Source organism: Prevotella sp. AM42-24 (assembly GCF_003461825.1).
GTDB classification, from domain to species: domain Bacteria; phylum Bacteroidota; class Bacteroidia; order Bacteroidales; family Bacteroidaceae; genus Prevotella; species Prevotella hominis.
In genome coordinates this window covers 1-17,335 of record NZ_QTXV01000002.1, presented here as the reverse complement: position 1 = coordinate 17,335, position 17,335 = coordinate 1, and the positions used below count along the sequence as shown (strand labels likewise).

The 17,335-nt window shown below is 44.3% G+C and carries 12 protein-coding genes and 1 pseudogene; 4 read left to right on the top strand and 9 right to left on the bottom strand.

The window, feature by feature from the left end; translation table 11 throughout:
* Positions 1-8: 8 nt before the first annotated feature.
* Positions 9-377: a DMT family protein gene (locus DW917_RS00985; RefSeq protein WP_118115860.1), complete on the bottom strand. Its 369-nt coding sequence runs from the start codon at positions 375-377 to the stop codon at positions 9-11.
* A gap of 128 nt (positions 378-505) precedes the next feature.
* Between DW917_RS00985 and DW917_RS00980 the strand changes: the two genes are divergently transcribed.
* Entirely contained in the window at positions 506-1,969 is a 1,464-nt protein-coding gene (locus DW917_RS00980) for a DUF1846 domain-containing protein (protein ID WP_118115630.1), read from the top strand.
* A gap of 133 nt (positions 1,970-2,102) precedes the next feature.
* Here the strand turns inward: DW917_RS00980 and DW917_RS00975 are convergent, their stop codons facing one another.
* From DW917_RS00975 to DW917_RS00955, 5 genes are all read right to left on the bottom strand, one after another.
* Entirely contained in the window at positions 2,103-3,044 is a 942-nt protein-coding gene (locus DW917_RS00975; RefSeq protein ID WP_118115628.1) for a HipA domain-containing protein, read from the bottom strand.
* 23 nt (positions 3,045-3,067) lie between these two features.
* Positions 3,068-3,385, bottom strand: coding sequence for a HipA N-terminal domain-containing protein (locus DW917_RS00970; protein WP_118115626.1), 318 nt, complete (start codon positions 3,383-3,385; stop codon positions 3,068-3,070).
* A 12-nt stretch (positions 3,386-3,397) separates the two neighbouring features.
* Entirely contained in the window at positions 3,398-3,604 is a 207-nt protein-coding gene (locus DW917_RS00965; RefSeq protein WP_022111675.1) for a helix-turn-helix transcriptional regulator, read from the bottom strand.
* Positions 3,605-3,862: 258 nt separating this feature from the next.
* Positions 3,863-5,800 (bottom strand): membrane protein insertase YidC, encoded by a 1,938-nt coding sequence (gene yidC, locus DW917_RS00960; protein WP_118115624.1) that lies wholly within the window; start codon positions 5,798-5,800, stop codon positions 3,863-3,865.
* Positions 5,801-5,820: 20 nt separating this feature from the next.
* Positions 5,821-7,425: a CTP synthase gene (locus tag DW917_RS00955; protein ID WP_118115622.1), complete on the bottom strand. Its 1,605-nt coding sequence runs from the start codon at positions 7,423-7,425 to the stop codon at positions 5,821-5,823.
* Positions 7,426-7,573: 148 nt separating this feature from the next.
* On the opposite strand from DW917_RS00955, the gene DW917_RS00950 reads away from it, so the two are divergent.
* On the top strand, positions 7,574-8,854 hold the full coding sequence (locus DW917_RS00950; protein ID WP_118115858.1) for a DUF3078 domain-containing protein: 1,281 nt from the start codon (positions 7,574-7,576) through the stop codon (positions 8,852-8,854).
* Positions 8,855-8,955: 101 nt separating this feature from the next.
* Here DW917_RS00950 and DW917_RS17050 read toward each other — a convergent pair whose 3' ends face one another.
* From DW917_RS17050 to rlmD, 3 genes and pseudogenes are all read right to left on the bottom strand, one after another.
* Positions 8,956-9,180: a hypothetical protein gene (locus DW917_RS17050; RefSeq protein WP_147344096.1), complete on the bottom strand. Its 225-nt coding sequence runs from the start codon at positions 9,178-9,180 to the stop codon at positions 8,956-8,958.
* Positions 9,181-9,208: 28 nt separating this feature from the next.
* Positions 9,209-10,414, bottom strand: coding sequence for a porin (locus DW917_RS00940; protein WP_118115856.1), 1,206 nt, complete (start codon positions 10,412-10,414; stop codon positions 9,209-9,211).
* 179 nt (positions 10,415-10,593) lie between these two features.
* A pseudogene (rlmD, locus tag DW917_RS00935) lies at positions 10,594-12,042 on the bottom strand (23S rRNA (uracil(1939)-C(5))-methyltransferase RlmD); the annotation flags it as partial.
* Between the two features lie 389 nt (positions 12,043-12,431).
* Between rlmD and ppdK the strand changes: the two are divergent.
* Together ppdK and DW917_RS00925 are read left to right on the top strand one after the other, a co-directional pair.
* On the top strand, positions 12,432-15,152 hold the full coding sequence (gene ppdK / locus DW917_RS00930) for a pyruvate, phosphate dikinase (protein WP_118115617.1): 2,721 nt from the start codon (positions 12,432-12,434) through the stop codon (positions 15,150-15,152).
* Positions 15,153-15,324: 172 nt separating this feature from the next.
* On the top strand, positions 15,325-16,803 hold the full coding sequence (locus DW917_RS00925) for a phage integrase SAM-like domain-containing protein (protein WP_118115615.1): 1,479 nt from the start codon (positions 15,325-15,327) through the stop codon (positions 16,801-16,803).
* Positions 16,804-17,335: the final 532 nt, after the last annotated feature.

The window sequence follows — 17,335 nt, the reverse complement described above, 5'->3', positions numbered from 1 at the left end:
AGATTATTCTATTTCATGAATACAAAATAAACTGCAGCGATGAGACAGATAAATGCAGCAGCATGATTCCAGTGCAGACCTTGTCCCTGAAAGAGGATATTAGCGATGATCGCAAAGATGATGAGAGAAACGCATTCCTGTATGACCTTGAGCTGTACGAGGTTGAAAGGACCTCCGTTATCTACAAAACCGATACGGTTGGCGGGTACCTGACAGCAATATTCAAAGAAGGCTATGGCCCAACTGAAGGCGATAACTCCAATGAGTGGCCAATGGCTACTTATACCTGTCTGCTGAAGTTTGAGATGCCCATACCATGCCAGCGTCATGAATATGTTGCTCAATACCAATAGAAGAATTGTATAAATTCCGTTCATCATTCTTGTTGTTTTTTACTTTTTTGTGTGCAAAGGTACAATTTTTTTTTGATATTTCGATAGTTTTTTGTACTTTTGCACTCGATTTGTTCAATCAATAGAGAATTAGTTATATCAGTAAAAAGAATATGAAGATAGGATTCGATAACGAGAAGTATCTGAAGATTCAATCCGAGCATATCAAGGATAGAATCTCACAGTTTGACGGAAAGCTCTATCTGGAATTAGGCGGAAAGCTTTTCGATGACCATCATGCAAGTCGCGTATTGCCTGGTTTCCAGCCAGATAGTAAGCTCCGTATGTTTCAGAAAATCAGCGATAGCATTGAAATTGTTATCGTGATTAGTGCTGCAGACATTGAGAAGAATAAAAAGCGTGCCGACTTGGGTATCACTTATGATGAGGATGTTCTCCGTCTTCGTGGCGAGTTCCAAAACCGTGGCTTTATGGTGGGTTCTGTTGTGATTACTCATTACAACGGTCAGCCTGCTGCTACAGCTTTCAAGCAGCGCTTGGAACGTGATGGTATCAAAACCTACTGTCATTATCTTATCGAGGGCTATCCTCATGATGTCAACCTGATTGCTTCTGATGACGGTTTCGGAAAGAATGATTATGTAGAAACTGAGCGCCCTCTGGTTATCGTGACAGCTCCTGGTCCTGGTAGTGGCAAAATGGCTGTTTGCCTCAGCCAGTTGTATAATGAGAACAAGCGTGGTGTGCGTGCAGGATATGCCAAGTTTGAAACTTTCCCAGTTTGGAATCTTCCATTGAAGCATCCGGTGAATATTGCATACGAGGCAGCTACTGCCGATCTCAATGATGTCAACATGATCGACCCTTTCCATCTGGAGGCATATAATAAGATTGCTATCAACTATAATCGTGATGTTGAGATTTATCCTGTACTCAATGCTCTCTTCGAGGGTATCTATGGTTCTAATCCATACAAGTCTCCTACGGATATGGGTGTGAATATGGTAGGTTTCTGTATTTCTGATGATGAGGCTTGCTGCGAGGCTTCGAAGAATGAAATCGTTCGTCGCTATTATGCTGCTACCAACAAGTTGGCTCTGGGTGCTTGTAATGAGGAAGAAATTGCCAAGATACAGATGCTTTTCAATCAGGCTAAGATTTCTACAGATTACCGTAAGGTGACTGTTGCTGCTAAGAATCATAAGAAGGAGACGGGACATACTTCGTCGGCTATTGAGTTGGAGGATGGCACCATCATCTGCGGTCATAGTAGTGAGCTGTTAGGTTGTAGTGCCGCCTTGTTGTTGAATGTCATGAAACATTTGGCTGGTATTGATCACAATCTGAAACTGATTCCTCAGTCTATGATTGAGCCTATTCAGCATACGAAGATCAGTTATCTCGGCGGTCGCAATCCTCGTCTTCATACAGATGAGGTTCTTGTAGCTCTCTCTGTTCTCTCTGAGAATGATGAGAATTGCCGAAAAGCCTTGGAGCAGTTGCCTAAACTTCGTGGATGTCAGGTTCACTGCACGGTGATGCTGAGCGATGTGGATCAGCGTATCTTCAAAAAATTAGGTGTAGGCTTGACTTGCGAGCCTGTATTGAAGAAGTAATCCCAATCTTACGATATAAAGATTACTCAATCTTGCTATATAAAGATATAAAAAAGGTGTATCAAAGAGTTTGTTAGACTTTGATACACCTTTATTTGTTTTTATTTCTTCAATTTATCTCAAATTTTTCAATTTATCTCAGTGCCATAACTCTGCTGAGAATCAGTTTCTTATATTCTTTTTTCATGCTTTCCGGCAGGAAAGAGGCTTCTATCAGATCTATCCATTTCACGATAGAACGACGGAACTTCTTGGCGATGTTGGCAATCACCTTGTCGTTTAGTCCCGATGCTTTCATCACTTTGATGAAATCTGACTTTTGGATCTTTCTTTTCTTACCGTTCAGTGTCAGGGCGAGTTCCTCGGTATCTTCGGGCATTACGATCTTGGTACAGAGCAGGTCGTAGGCAGGAGTAAGTGCATATCCCATCTTGCGGTTATTGTAGAGCGAGAAGTTCTTGAGGTGCATATCTGCATTGCCAGTAATCCATGAGAAAATGACAACTTCCCAATAGTTTACGAGGTCGAGTTGCGAGAATGATGAATATTTCTTTAGGAGTTTCGCTATCTGCTCATAGGAACCTTTGTACTTGTATTCCGTAAGGCGTTCTGATAGTTGGCACATATCCTCCATAGGTACCTTGGTTCCATCATCCATCCTGTCTATTCTTCGGGTAATATAACAGAGTTCGCCATCAGCAAATCGTATCAGTCCGTGGGGAACAACAGTTATTTTGGCTGCTTCGGCGAGATGCATCGTGAGGTCTTCTATTTCTGGAAGACAGCGGTAGCGGTCGGTTTGCGGCTTTAAGATGTATTTACCCCAAAGGCCGACGATGGTGAAACGGGACGGCTCGTTCTTTCCACCCGGATTCACATCGAGTGAGAGTTTTGCCTGAACACCAGTGAGGGTTGTCTGAGCGCGCACAACCTTTTTTGCCAGGTCGCCGATTTCCTTTCTTATATAGGGTAGGACAGGTGCTTCCTTCGTGCCGAAGAGTTTCTTGGCGCAAGTGGGATGGTAATCTATCTGACCTGGCTTGAGCGGTTTATAGCAATATAGACATTTCTCCATAATTCTTTCTCCTTTCTAGTTTTTTATTCTACCGGAATCACGCTGACGGCTCCGATACAATCCTTGCAGCAGGCAAGGAGGAGCGACATTCTATCCCGCTGGTTGATTTTCCAACTGCTTTCTGCGATATTCAGCAGCCATCCTTCGGGGATTAACCCATCGAAGAAGGGAAACAAAACGGTGTCGTGGTAGGGCTCATCGGTTAACGGGAGTGTGAGGCTCACGGCTTCGGCTTGACTTGATGCCAGATAATCTGCATCGTAGGCGAAGGTGAAGCCTGTTTCGTCTTCCGTCAGCAGGCCTACGTATTGGTCGTAGAGATAAATCTTTCCTTGTTTCATAAAATTCTATTTTTATTCTTTTTTGATAGGAACGGGGCCGATTTCCTGACCGAAGAGGAGGAGAACCTGATTCACTTTGTCGAGTCGCAGCGTTTCTTTTCCCTGTTCCAATTCGCGTACAAATCTCAATCCAACCCCCGATTTAGCAGCTAAATCCACTTGTGTCAATCCGAATTGCTTGCGCATTTCCTTGACGTATGATGATAATGTATTGCTCATGTTTTATTTGTTTTATACCCTTTCGGGGACAAATATACGAATAAAAAATGAAAATACCCCCGAAAAGGTATAATTTATAATATCATTTAACAAATTATACCTTTTCGGGGGTAATGTTATGTGCCAATTAATACTGACTGAGTAAATCTTCGATGATATTTTTCAATTCTGGCAATTGTCTAGTAAACTATCAAAAAAAAGCGTAACGAACACCTTTTCCAGATAATCCATTACGCTTTAATTATTATCTATAAAACTTTATTTTCCGAGATTATTCTTTTTCTCGTTCAGTTCAGCCTTCTTTCTCATCATCTCTTCCTGCTGCTGGCGCTGCAACTCCTGGAGAGCCTGCATTCTTGCCATGAGGCCATTAGCCTTCTTTGGATTACTCTTGTTCTCCTGATAGCGCTTTTCCAAGATGGCGAGAAGCTTCTCGTCGTTGGTGGTCTTACGCAGAGTCCACATGATGGCAGCACTGAAGAACAGTGAGATAAAGTAGTAGAAGTTCAAACCTGATGAATAATCATTGAACATGAAGAAGAACATCAATGGCATGAGATACATCATCCACTGCATCATCTTCATCTGCTCAGCCTGCTGACCTACCATCTGGTCTCTCTGCTGGCGCATAGTCATCCATGAGTACAACAGGTTGGCTACGCAGAAGAGAATACAGGTCAAACTCAGGTGGTCACCTATCATCCAGATGTTGGTGTTCCACTCAAAGATTGGGTCGTATGTACTCAAGTCGTTCATCCAGAGGAAATGCTCACCACGAAGCTGGATGGCATTAGGAACGAAGTTGAACATCGCAATCCATACCGGCATCTGAATCAACATTGGCAAGCAGCCTGACAATGGACTCACACCATACTTGGCATATTCAGCCATCATCGCCTGTTGTTTCTGCATCTGATCCTCAGGCTTGTTATACTGCGCAGTAGCAGCTTCGAGCTTTGGTTTCAGAACGCGCATTTTGGCAGAACTCATATAACTCTTCTTCACCATAGGGTAGGTGATGAGCTTCAGAAGCAAGGTGATGAGAATCAGTACGACGCCCATAGGGAATACCTTGCTCAGCCAGTCGAACACGTAGAGTGTGAAGAAACGGTTGATCCAGCGGATGATAGGCCATCCCAGATAAACGAGTCTCTGGAACTCCAGGTCTTTGCCGAAGGTGCTTTCCTTCTCGGTATTTTTGAGAATCTGGAAATCGTTAGGGCCAAAGTAGAACTCAAACTCAGAGGCTTTCTTGCCGGTTGGGTCAAAAGCAGTTTTCATCTTAGCTTGGAACTGCTTCAGATAGCCAGAACCCTTCTCCTGTGGGATAGAGGTCATGAAGGCATCCTTATCGAAGTTGTCTTTAGCTACGATGATGGCAGAGAAGAACTGGTTCTTGAAAGATACCCAGTCGGTGGTCTCTTCGATTTTCTCATCGATCTTCTCGCTTCCCTCATTGAGATAGTCTGTGCCACCCTCTGCATTGTGATAGGTGAGTGTGGTGTAGCGGTTCTCGAACATGAAACCACGTTCCTGCTGGCGTGCCTTATCACTCCAGTCGATGTCCATCTTATTATAATTAGGTGAGAACAGACCTTCCATACCCTGAGCAGCGAAGCTCATGTGGAGCATGTAGTCCTTACCTAATTTATAAGTCATGGAGAGCGTCTTTCCTTCTCCAGCCACAGCCGTCATGGTAACCGTAGAATCTGTAACGTTTGATGGAGTGAAGTAGAGGTCGCTGGTGATGATGTTAGCTTCCTTTGCCTCAAGCATAAACTTAAGACTCTGGTCTTTGCCATCGAAGAGCGTAACATCCTTCTGGTCGGCAGAACCGTCCTTTACCTGGATGTTGTGACCTACATAACCCTTGATTACTGCCTTCTCGACAGTACCACCCTTGGTGTTGAGGGTTAATTCAACTTTCTCATTTTTCAAAACGATCTTCTTCTCCTGACCCTTCAAAGCAGAATAGAAGAGGGCTGTAGAGTCTGCCTCAATCTTAGCCTTGGTATTTGCCTGGCGCTTGGCTGCGGCAGCCTTGCTGGCCTTTTCTATCTCAGCATGCTTAGCCTTGGCAATGGAATCCTGTACGAAAGCCGCTCTCTGCTCTTCTGCAGATGGCTGGGTGTACCAGCTGAATCCGATGAGTACTAAGGCAATGAGAAGAAAGCCAATAATGTTGTTCTTGTTCATTGTTATTTTAGAAATTTATATTATTTCTTGTTTGAGATAGCCGTCTTGACGAAATCCATGAACAGAGGATGTGGTTTTAATACGGTACTTTGGTATTCTGGATGATACTGTGTACCGATATACCATTTCAATCCTGGTATTTCAACGATTTCTACCAAGTCGCTCTCTGGGTTGCGTCCCACGCACATCATGCCGTTCTTCTCGTATTCCTTCTGGAACTCATTGTTGAATTCATAGCGATGGCGATGACGCTCCTGAATGTGCTCCTTCTTATATATAGAGAAGACGCGGGAACCTTGTTTCAGTACACATTCGTATGCACCGAGGCGCATGGTTCCACCCATGTTGGAGATGTTTTTCTGTTCCTCCATGATGTCGATGACATTGTGTGGAGTCTTTTCATCCATCTCTTTTGAATTGGCATCTTTGTAGCCCAATACGTTACGGGCAAACTCGATGACCATCATCTGCATACCCAGGCAGATACCAAAGGTAGGAATGTCGTGGGTGCGGGTATAATGGGCTGCTATGATCTTGCCCTCAATGCCGCGCTGGCCGAATCCCGGACAGATGACGATGCCATCCTGACCCTTCAACTGCTCTGCCACATTATCTTCTGTGAGATATTCAGAATTGATGAATGTAATCTTCACCTTGTGGTCGTTGTAGGTGCCGGCATGTGAAAGACTTTCGCGGATACTCTTGTAGGCATCCTGCAGGTCGTACTTTCCTACCAGTCCGATGTTTACCACCTCTGTAGCCTTGCTTCTGCGGTCGAGGAATGTTCTCCAAGGACCCAGTGCAGGCTTTTCGCCGATAGGCTCGCCCATCTTGCGGAGAATGGCGGTGTCGAGACCCTGGTTCTGCATGTTTACAGGCACTTCGTAGATACTGGCGAGGTCTTCGCTTTGTATCACGCAGTCCAAATCAACATTACAGAAGCTGGCTACTTTTTTCATGATTCCCTCTTCGAGATGTTTCTCTGTGCGGAGAATCAGAATATCTGGCTGAATACCTACACTTTGCAATTCCTTCACGGAGTGCTGGGTCGGTTTGGTTTTCAACTCCCCTGCAGCCTTCAGGTAAGGCACATAGGTGAGGTGCACATTGACAGCGTTCTTGCCTAATTCCCATTTCAGCTGTCTGATAGCTTCCATGTAAGGAGCACTTTCGATGTCGCCGATGGTTCCGCCTATCTCGGTGATCACAAAGTCATAGTGATACTTCTTGCCGAGCAGCTTCACATTGCGCTTGATCTCGTCGGTGATGTGAGGCACCACCTGGATGGTTTTTCCGAGATAATCGCCACGACGTTCCTTGTCAATGACTGCCTTGTAGATACGACCAGTGGTGAGAGAATTTGCTTTCGTAGTTTGAATACCGGTGAATCGCTCGTAGTGTCCGAGGTCCAGGTCGGTTTCCATACCATCTACTGTTACGTAGCACTCACCATGCTCGTACGGGTTCAGTGTACCCGGGTCAATGTTGATGTATGGGTCAAACTTTTGGATAGTAATGTTGTAACCTCTTGCTTGAAGAAGCTTACCGATGGAAGACGATATGATTCCTTTACCCAAAGAAGAAACCACACCACCAGTAACGAAGATGTACTTAGTTTCAGTCACGATATATATATTTTAAATTAGAATAATCGCGTGCAAAGTTACTATAAATTTATGAAATAGCCAAAATTATTGCAAATAATGCCGTTGTTTTATGAATTATTTATTACCTTTGCGCCTAAATTATATCATTGTGTAGTTTTTAATGATTATGAAATTGAGATTTAATATATTGATGGCTGCTCTTTTGGTTTGTTTTTCTTCATGGGCACAACCAAAGAGTCATAAGCACACCAAGGGGGTGCTGGAACCAGAAACGGCTGAATGGGTGAAGAATTATATGGATTCTTTATCCGTAGCTCGTGCTCATATCGATTCCAGCTATTATGCTGCGAAAGATATTCGCTATTCCCGACTTTTCACCCCGCTTACTTTTTATCATTCTCCTGCTAATCATTTTCTCAGATTGAATCCGGCTGGCTATTCTGATTCTCTTGAATGTATGCTGGATAAGTCTTTGATGTTCATTTACTTAAACCGTCCTGATCTTGTGAGAAGTAATGAGTCCAGACTGGATATGGTTGGTGCTCCTATTCCTGAAGGCGCTCCGAGAAAAACGGAGGTGGATATCGTGGAGGAAGTGGCTCCCAAGGCTATTGAATTAGAGGCTTCGCCGATGAAAATCTATGTGGCGAAACCTAATTTCTGGACGATCAGGGGAGATTATTACCTGCAGTTCCTCCAGAATTATGTGAGTGACAACTGGTATAAAGGTGGCGAGAGCAACTACTCGATGTTGGGTAGTGTCACGATGCAGGCTAATTATAACAATAAGCAGAAGGTGAAGTGGGAAAACAAGTTGGAAATGCGCTTGGGTTACCAGACTTCCAAGGGGGATACCTTGCATAAATATAAGACCTCTGAGGATTTGCTGCGTTATACCGGAAAGTTTGGTTTGCAAGCTACCAAGAGATGGTATTATACCTTGCAGCTGATCGGGCAGACTCAGTTTACGAAAGGTCTTCGTAGCAATGATAAGTTTGTTTACTCAGACTTCATGTCACCTTTCAAGTTGAATCTTTCTGTCGGTATGGATTATTCCATCGACTGGTGCAATCATCGCCTGAAGGGTAGCACGCATATCGCTCCTTTGGCTCTTAACTGGAAATATGTGGGCCGCAGTTCGCTTGCCACCCGATATGGTTTGGAAGAAGGACAGCATGGGCTTGTTGATTATGGTTCTGAATTTACGGTTGACTTTACGTGGCTGATGGCGGAAAACCTGAGATGGAAGACCCGCCTCTATGGATATACTACTTATGAGCGTGCTGAGTTGGAGTGGGAGAATACTTTCTCTTTCCAGTTTAATAAGTATATTTCTACGAATATATTCCTTTACCCTCGTTTTGATGATGGCACCAAGCGCAAGGAGGGTGAGAGCTATTGGCAGTTTAAGGAATATGCATCCGTAGGATTCTCCTATTCTTTTTAATGTAAAAAGCCAAGTTGATGTAAAAAAGCCAAGTCAGAATTCTTGTTGTGAACTGCTGACTTGGCTTTTTTTATGAATAGCTTTTTATCTCATGAAATGCCTTAAAATGCCCCGAAATAATGGTCATAAATGATGAAAAGAATGATGGCAAGAGCTATCAGACAAAGAAAAGTGAATAGGAGTCTTCCTATGATTCTTCTCCTAATCTGTGATCTCGTATGACGATTGTGTCCTGCTCTGCGACTGTAATGTTCCTTGTGTCCACTACTTCTTTGTTCACTTCCATCTCTGTGATGGTGGTGATGATGTCTTTCCTCTGTTTCCATGAGTATCTCTCCTTATGCTTAGTATATATTAGAATCTGAAACAAACTTCCACGTCTGCCATAGAATAATTGTGGTCTGCGCTTGCGCGGTCGTTGACAAACGCATATTCTGACAGAATGGTGAAGTTCTTGTTGATATGATAGTTCAGACCGACTTCGTATTGGGTTCTCATCATGTCAGTCTTGCCGTTAGCCTCGTACATATCGTAGCGAGCCTTTGCATAGAGTTTCTTGCTCACGATAGGTGCGATGACAAGACCATATACACCCTGTGCCTTATTGCCAATTTCTTTGTTAAGATTGCAATCTTTAGAGGCTGCATCCCCATGATTGGTTATGCTTTTAGCAAACGCCATACCTGTAGAATGAATATATTCAGAACGGACGGTCCAGTCGTTGGTCTTGTATTCGAATGAGAAAGCATATCGGTTCTGGCTGAGTTTACGAACACCGCTGAATGTCTCCTTTTCTGGTTTCCTTTCATTGTCAAGAACCGGGTTTCCGGCAGCATCCTTCTTATAAATGATATTTCCCTGTTCATCGTCATTCCAGTTTCCCTTTCTTGCATAAGACCCCGTCCAGCCGAAAGCTCCGATGCGCATTCCTGCCACAGGCATTACCCATACACCACCAATCACGTTCTTCTGGTTATCTACGTCCTTGGCATTGATGCCTTGTCCGTTGAATACACCTATCTGATAGTGCAGCAGGTTGCGGCCATTAGCGTTTTTGAGGAAATCGCCTTGCAACTGCAGACCGATATCACGGCCGTTGGATGCATGCTTGCCAGAGCGGTCGCTAAAGCCAGCCAACTTGCTTACGTTCTGAGAATATCCCATGAATCCCTGATCGATAGGGTGCATCGGATTTTCAAAGGTAAATGGATTCTTGAACTGACCAATTTTTACCTTGAAATAATTGTATTTCTGCCATTCGGCAAACAAATCTACCATTCTTGGACTGCTGCCCAGGTCGGAAGTATTGCCATTAAACTGGATTTGCGTTTTCCAGTAGAAATCGTTGGCGATACGTCCTTCAAGGGCGATACGTCCCATGCGGATGTTGAAGGAATTGGATTTCTTTCCCTTCTGTCCGCTATACTGATATTGAGTCATGCCATAGCCCGACAACTTGACGTTGTTGAGCCATGCTGGCAACTCGATGGTTTTCTTGTCTTGCGCGCCCGCTGTGGTTACCGCCATAGTCATCAGCGCCATGATGATACTATTCTTCATCTTCATTTTCTATTATGTTTTAAGGTTTATTTTTTAGCTGCGAGTTCCTCGGCAGTCAGGTCCTCTGCTTGAGCTGCCTGGAGGGCGAGCTTCTCAGCTTCCTTGGCAGCTTTGGCTTCAGCAGCAGCCTTCTCGCGTTCTTTGTGTTCCTTCAATTTCTGCTTGATCTCCGTTTCGCAGCGCTTTTCGAGAAGCACTACGTTTTCTACGTGAGGAGTGTGAGGGAACATATCCACAGGCTGAACCGCAGCCACTTTGTAGTAATCGTCCATCAGCTGGAGGTCGCGTGCCTGTGTGGCAGGATTGCAGCTTACATACACGATGCGACCTGGTGCTGCATTCAGAATCACATTGATGACATCAGGATGCATACCAGCACGTGGAGGGTCGGTGATGATGACATCAGGACGGCCATGCTGTCTGATGAAATCATTGGTCAGGATATCCTTCATGTCTCCAGCATAGAATAATGTGTTTTCTATCTGGTTTACCTGAGAGTTCACCTTTGCATCCTCGATAGCTTCTGGCACGTATTCGATACCGATCACTTTTTTAGCCTTGTGTGCCACGAAATTGGCAATGGTTCCAGTACCGGTATAGAGGTCGTAAACCAGCTCGTTGCTTGTGAGATTGGCAAATTCACGCGCTACGCAGTAGAGGTGGTAAGCCTGCTCGGTATTGGTCTGATAGAAACTCTTAGGATCAACCTTGAACTTCAGGTCTTCCATCAATTCAAAGATATGGTCGTTGCCCTTGAAAAGACTCAGTTCCAAATCATTGAAGGTATCGTTGCCCTTCTGGTTATTTACATACATGAGCGATGTAATTTGCGGGAATCTGTCAGCCACTTGCTGCATCAATTCCTGCGCTCTCTGCTCGTCACCTTCTTCATCGTAATGGAATTGGAATACAAGCATCCATTCGCCTGTGTTGGAGTTACGTATCATCATGTCTCTCAACAATCCATGTTGCTCACGCAGATCGTAGAAAGTATAGTCGTGAGAATCTGCATACTCGAATACGTAGTTGCGAATCTCATTGCAGAGGTCGTCCATCAGCCAGCATTTCTTGATAGGATATATCTTGTCGAAGGCCCCGGTGATATGAAAGCCGATGGCATTCTGTGCGTGGCGTTCCTTTAATGAAGATACCGTATCATCTTCTTTCTGAGGAAGTTGTGCGAGTTCTTCTGCAGTAAACCATCGCTTGTTGCTGCATCCGAATTCTATCTTGTTACGATACTCCTGTGTCTTCACGCTGCCCATGATAGGACGGAACTCAGGAAGCTCAATCTTGCCGATGCGGGTGAGCTGGTCTTCCACCTGTTTCTGCTTTGCCTTGATTTGCTCTTCGTATGGCAGGTTCTGCCATTTGCAACCGCCGCAGATACCGAAATGCTCGCACATCGGTTCCTGGCGAACGTCGCTCTTCTTGATGAATCTGACAACTTTCGCCTCGCAGTATTTATGCTTCTTCTTAACTACTTGTAAATCTACCACATCTCCAGGTACACAGAAAGGTACGAAGATGACTTGATCATCGACGCGTGTGATGCATTTTCCTTCAGCAGCCACAGCTTCGATGGTAACATTTTCTATGAATGGTAACGGTTTACGTTTTCTTCCCATGATTGATATTTAAATTTTTGAGTGCAAAGATACTACTTTTTTGTAAAAAATGAAAATTTTTCCAAAGTAATTTGTAAGATGTATGAAAACTGGAACGAAAAAGAATCATCTGTGGTAGCGATTCTCTGTTTTTTTGATAAAGAAGTGCTTCTTTTCTATATATTATCAAGTTTCTCCCTTTTATATAATAAGGTATATGTTGATTTGTAAAAATAATAGCAAATTTGCTTATAAATTATTATCGGCAGATGGTGTGTACGTAAACAATTAAAAATGTAATGTCGAGATTGCAAAAAGATGGTAAAAAGTTTGGTGGAACCGATTTTTAATCGTATTTTTGCATCACAAAATTTAATAACAATAACTGATAAATTAGAACCTATTCGATTATGGACGTAAAAAGAGTTTATACTTTCGGTAATGGTAAGGCTGAGGGCAAGGCCGACATGAGAAACTTGCTCGGTGGTAAGGGTGCCAACTTGGCGGAAATGAATCTTATTGGTGTACCTGTACCTCCAGGATTTACAATTACCACAGATGTGTGCAACGAATACTTTGAAAAAGGCAAGGAAGATGTAGTAGCGCTTCTCAAAGATGAAGTTGAGAAAGCTGTTCAGCATATTGAAACTTTGATGAACTCAAAGTTTGGAGATGTGGAAAATCCTCTTTTAGTTAGTGTACGTTCCGGTGCTCGTGCTTCTATGCCAGGTATGATGGATACCATCCTCAACCTCGGTTTGAATGATGAGGTAGTAGAGGGCTTGGCTCGTAAAACGGGTAACGAGCGCTTTGCTTATGACAGCTATCGTCGTTTTGTACAGATGTATGGCGACGTGGTGCTCGGCATGAAGCCTGTCAACAAGGAAGATATCGACCCATTCGAGGCTATCATCATGGAGGTGAAGAAGCAGCGCGGTATCACACTGGACAATGAAATGTCTGTAGATGAATTGAAGCAACTTGTCAAGGCATTCAAGTCGGCTATCAAGCAGCAGACTGGCAAGGATTTCCCTGACAATCCTATGGATCAGCTTTGGGGTGCCATCTGCGCAGTATTCGATAGTTGGATGAATGAGCGTGCTATTCTCTATCGCAAGATGGAAGGCATTCCTGCAGAGTGGGGTACAGCCGTGTCTGTGATGGCGATGGTATTCGGTAATATGGGTGATACTTCTGCTACTGGTGTTTGCTTCTCTCGCGATGCTGGTAATGGCGAGAATCTCTTCAATGGTGAGTATCTCATCAATGCACAGGGTGAGGACGTGGTAGCCGGTATCCGTACTCCACAGCAGATTACTAAGATTGGTTCTCAGCGCTGGGCTGAGCGTGCAGGCATCTCTGAGGAGGAGCGTGTTGCTAAATATCCTTCTATGGAAGAGGCTATGCCTGAACTTTACAAGGAGCTGGATGCGCTGCAGAATAAGTTGGAGAACCACTATCATGATATGCAGGATATGGAGTTCACCGTACAGGAAGGTAAACTCTGGTTCCTCCAGACTCGTAACGGTAAGCGTACAGGTACTGCGATGGTGAAGATTGCTATGGATCTTCTTCACGAGGGTATGATCGACGAGAAGACTGCTATCCTCCGTTGTGAGCCACAGAAACTTGATGAATTGTTGCACCCTGTATTCGATAAGTTGGCGCTCTCTAAGGCTAAGGTCATCACACAGGGTCTTCCTGCTTCTCCTGGTGCTGCTTGTGGTCAGATCGTATTCCACGCAGACGATGCTCAGGAATGGCATGAGGATGGCAAGAAGGTCATCATGGTTCGTATCGAGACTTCTCCTGAAGACCTCGCTGGTATGTCTGCTGCTGAGGGTATTCTTACCGCTCGTGGTGGTATGACTTCCCACGCTGCCGTGGTTGCTCGTGGTATGGGTAAGTGCTGTGTATCTGGTGCAGGCTCTATCAATGTAGATTATAAGGCTAAGACCGTTGAAATCGAAGGTGTAGTTTACAAGGAGGGTGATTTCATCTCTTTGAATGGTTCTACAGGTCAGGTTTATGCTGGTCAGATTGAGACAAAGGCTGCAGAGCTTTCTGGTGACTTCAAGGAACTGATGGATCTCTGCGATAAATATACCAAAATGGAAATCCGTACCAATGCGGATACTCCTCATGATGCAGAGGTAGCTCGTGCATTCGGTGCCAAGGGTATCGGATTGACACGTACAGAGCACATGTTCTTTGATGATCAGAAGATTGTTGCGATGCGCGAGATGATTTTGGCAGATTCTGTAGAGGGTCGTGAAAAAGCACTTGCCAAGCTCCTCCCATATCAGAAGGCTGACTTCTACGGCATCCTCAAGGCTATGGATGGTTGCCACGTGAACATCCGCTTGCTCGACCCACCTCTCCACGAGTTCGTACCTCACGATTTGGCTGGTCAGGAGACCATGGCTAAGGAAATGGGCGTAAGCGTAGAGGAAATCAAGAAGCGTGTGAATTCTTTGGCAGAGAACAACCCAATGCTCGGTCATCGTGGTTGCCGTCTCGGTATCACATTCCCTGAGATCACAGCCATGCAGACTCGCGCCATCCTTGGTGCAGCTTGTGAGTTGAAGAAGGAAGGATTCCATCCATGCCCAGAAATCATGGTTCCTCTCATCGGTACAGTTCAGGAGCTCAAGCAGCAGAAGGCCATTATTCTCGCTACTTCTAAGGAAGTATTCATCGAGTACGGTGTAGAGGTTGAGTTCGAGATTGGTACAATGATTGAGATTCCTCGTGCAGCGCTTACAGCAGGTCAGATAGCAGAGGAGGCTCAGTACTTCTCATTCGGTACTAACGACTTGACACAGATGACCTTCGGTTATTCTCGTGACGACATCGCTTCATTCCTCCCTGCATACATGGAGAAGAAGATCTTGAAGGTGGATCCATTCCAGGTTCTCGACCAGGAGGGTGTTGGTCAGCTCATCAAGATGGCTGTTGAGAATGGTCGTGCTACCCGTCCTAATCTTCGTACTGGTATCTGCGGTGAGCATGGTGGTGAGCCTTCATCAGTTAAGTTCTGTGCAAAGGTTGGCATGAACTATGCTTCATGCTCTCCATTCCGTGTGCCTATCGCCAGACTTGCTGCCGCCCAAGCTGCTGTAGAGGAATAATAGCAAATATTTGACTCTCAATAAATTAAGTGGAAAGTCCTTGTAACAGAGGACTTTCCACTTAATTCGTTTTTAGCGGAAGTACCACTGAAATGCTACAAATGATGATGGATGTTTACAATATGTTTCTAATATTTAAAAGTAATGTTTACAACGTGTTTACAAAATAATTATGGCAACATTTAAGATTATAGCAAGATTTCAGCGGACGGATGGATTTTGGCCTGTTTACATTCGTGTAACCCACAACCGCAAGGTGAAATATTTGAAAACAGACAAAATCGTAGAAACAAAATCGGTGGACAAAAAGAACCATGAGGTCAAGGATCCTTTTGTCCTCGAAGCCTGTACCGTCAAGATAGCCCATTTCGCCGATATGCTCAACAAGCAGCCCATCCGCTCATGGAGTGTCGATGATGTCATCGCCTACCTTGAAAGTGGCACAGCCGATATCTGTTTCTCAGACTATGCAAGACAATACCATGCAAACCTATACAACAATGGGCAGGAGCGCAATGCGAGGAACTATGAACTCGCCTACCAACATTTGGAACGCTATGCAGGTTCCAACAAGGTCATGTTCTCGCAACTCACATCCAAGTTCATCAATGGATGGATAAAGTCTCTTGCCACAACAGCAAGAGCCAAGGAGATGTACCCGGTGTGTGTCCGTCAGATATTCAGGCAGGGGTTGCTTGATTTCAACGACTATGACAATGGTATCATGCGAATAACAACAAATCCGTGGTTGAAAGTGAAAATTCCAAAGTCGGACACACCAGAGAAGAGAGCCATAACCATGGAAGAGTGCCGAGCTTTCTTTGCTGCTCCTCTCCCACCTTCCGATCGCACCAAGCCCTTGGCGGAGCTTGGACATGATGTTGCAATGATGGTACTCTGTCTTGCAGGAATGAATACGGTTGACATATTCAATCTGAAAAAGGAAAACTACCATGATGGCATCATAGGCTACGAGCGAGCCAAGACTCGCAAGTTCAGAAGAGATAACGCCTACATAGAAATGAAGGTACCCGGTATATTGCAACCTATATTCAACAAGTATCTTGATAAGACCAACTCGCCTTATCTATTCGACTTCCACAAGCGTATGACCAGTAGCGACAGCTTTGGGGCAAACATCAACTGTGGCATACGGCAAATCTGTGAGAAAAGCCTTGGCATCGCTCACAACAAGGCATATTGTGTATATACGTTCCGTCATACGTGGGCTACGGTAGCCCAGAATGAATGTGGAGCGTCTATTGACGAGGTTGGCTTTGCCATGAACCACTCAGACCGCCATCGCATAACGAGAACTTACGTCAAGATTGACTTCTCTCCTGCTTGGGCATTGAACGAGAAAGTCTTGGAGAAGATTTTCTTCACCGAAGACAAATCAAGAGACTATTCAAAGGACAATGACAACGTCTTTGAACGCTTCTCGTTCCGTCAGATGATGAAAGGTTCTATTTTTTATCGAGGAAGGAAAGTCAGCGAGTTCACTGATGTTGGCTTTAACAACGTGGACGAAATAATAGATAAACTGATGAAAGAACTTCCAAGCACGATTCCATCACGAGCAATGGTTCTTATCAAGATAGAGAATGTTGATAAAGGGCAAACTCAAACCTATAGTCGTATGGTCGAATGACCATTATCTATAATTACACGTTATTGTATAGAAAGAATACATATATAGTAATAAGAATCTTTATAGGAAAGAATATTATTCTATATAAGTGTCATATGGAATATATCTATGCGTGTATTATCCCCTTTCGCCAGTTCTCTCTATGCACGGCGTTGCTGTGTATTCCGCAAACATGGCGAAACTGCCCAGGAGCAAAGCTTCTCTTCACTCCAGAGCAGCAAGGGAGAGAGGTCGAACATTTTTCAGGGGCGTTGCGAACAACACCCCATACATACTACGGATGCAGCACACTTTCTGGGCTGCCATCAGAAAGTAAGGCTCGTTCTTTTTCTCAGAAGCTGATTGTTGTCCATGCTTCACTGAGAGAAGGAGGCTTACTTTCTGCCTCTGCCACATGGTCTATAAGACCACTCGGAAAGAGTACGGCATCCTATATCTTTGTTTATATCTATATTGACGTATTGGCATATTACTGTATTGTTGTATATCTATATTGTCATATTACTCTCTATATCTATTGCTTGCAATAAGG